Source organism: Streptomyces sp. NPDC048496, from assembly GCF_043200055.1.
Lineage (GTDB): Bacteria > Actinomycetota > Actinomycetes > Streptomycetales > Streptomycetaceae > Streptomyces.
Map to the genome: position 1 here is coordinate 1 of NZ_JBICXB010000132.1, position 1,748 is coordinate 1,748.

At 70.3% G+C, this 1,748-nt stretch carries 1 protein-coding gene; it reads left to right on the forward strand.

What is annotated here, in order from left to right; genetic code table 11:
• Positions 1-118: 118 nt before the first annotated feature.
• Positions 119-1,579, forward strand: a complete 1,461-nt coding sequence (locus ACGFSA_RS35120; RefSeq protein WP_393310235.1) for an IS1380 family transposase — start codon at positions 119-121, stop codon at positions 1,577-1,579.
• Positions 1,580-1,748 lie beyond the last annotated feature (169 nt).

Genomic DNA, 1,748 nt, shown 5'->3' on the forward strand with positions numbered 1-1,748 from the left:
ACCTCATGTATTCAGCCGGGAATGCGTTCTGATGCCCCGACAGCGGAAGGGTGCCTCTCACCTGCGATGATCTGGACTGTCTAGATCAAGAACAGCGCGAGGAAGAGGCACCCAACGGGTGAAGACTACCGGCTGGGACCAGCGGTTGGACGTGCGGGCCGACGACAAGAATCTGCTCGGCCACGCGGGAGTGGTGCTGCTGCGGAAGGTCGCCGACCGGGTCGGGCTCACGCGTGCCCTGGCCGGCGCGCTCCCCAAGGGCATCGGGCCGGGCTGGCGGGACCGGGGCATGGTGCTGGTCCAGCTGGCCTGCGCGATCGTGCTCGGTGCGACGAACGTCCTGGAGGCCGAGCAGCTCCAGCATCACTGGCGGAAGTTGTTCCCGCGGCCGGTCTCCGACAGCACCCTGCGCCGCACCCTGGCCGCGATCGACGCCCCGGTCGCGGCCCGGATCGAGCGCGTCCGCGCCGCGATACGCCGCGTGGTGTGGACGCTGCTCGCTCTGCGCCCCGGCGGCTTCCCCTGGATCCGGGTGTGCGGCCGGGAGCTTGCCAGCTGGTACGTCCTGGACCTGGACGCGACCATCGTCACCTGCACCAGCCGGAAGGAAGGCGCGGCGGGCACCTTCAAGGGCACCTACGGGCACATGCCGCTGGGGGCATGGGTGGCCAACACCCGCGAGTGCGTCGCCATGCTGCTGCGGCCCGGCAACGCAGCCCCCAACGACGTCGCCGACCACAAGAGCGTTCTGGCCGCCGCACTGCGGCAGCTCCCGCTGCCCATCTGGTCGAAACTGCTGGTCCGGATCGACGGCGCGGCCTTCAGCCACGAGGTTCTCGACCACCTTCAGTCGCTGACCACCAGTCGGCGCCGGGTGCGTTGGGTGACCGGCTGGGCCATCAACGACACCGACGAGGCCGCGATCGCGCGGCTGCCCGAGAACGTGTGGACTCCCGCGCTGCGGCAGGACGGCGAGCCGCATGAGATCAAGGGACCCGACGGGGAGCGGATCTCCTACCAGGTCGCCGAGCTGACCGGCCTGCGCGACCTGACCGGCTGGCCGACAGGGATGCGGCTGATCGTGCGCCGGGTCAAGCCGTCGCGCCGGGACGCGAAGAAGCTGACCGCCTTCGAGAAGCGCACCGGCTGGCGCTACCAGATCATCGCCACGAACATCCCTGCGCACCAGGGGCTTTCCGGGGTGCCGGGCTCCGGGCAGGTGTGGTTCGTCGATGCCCTCTACCGTGATCACGCCGAGGTGGAGGACCGGGTGAAAGCAATCAAGCGGGTCGGTCTCGGGCTGCTGCCCTCGAAGTCCTGGCAGTTCAATACGGCCTGGGTGCTGGCCGCCACCCTCGCCTGCGACCTCGACGCCTGGATGCGGCTCCTCCTCCTGCACGACGAGCCCGAACTCGCCGCCGCCGAGCCGGAGACCATCCGCATGAAGCTGTACCACCTGCCCGCCCGCCTCACCGCCCACGCCCGCCGACGCACCCTCCACCTGGACCGCACCTGGCCCTGGGCCGGCACGTTCACCACCGCCTGGCAACGCGCCACCGAGCTTCCGGCCCGCACCTGAGGGCCGGCCACCACCCCGACAACACAGGAAGGACAGGACGCACCACCCTCGGGCCCGTGGAACCCGACGCCCCCGCAGCGCATGCGAAGGCCCCTGCACCGGCCGGACGGACAAATCAGGGCAAGACGCCGGACCAGCGGGACCCATCAGGTCGCAGACGAATCGAGGT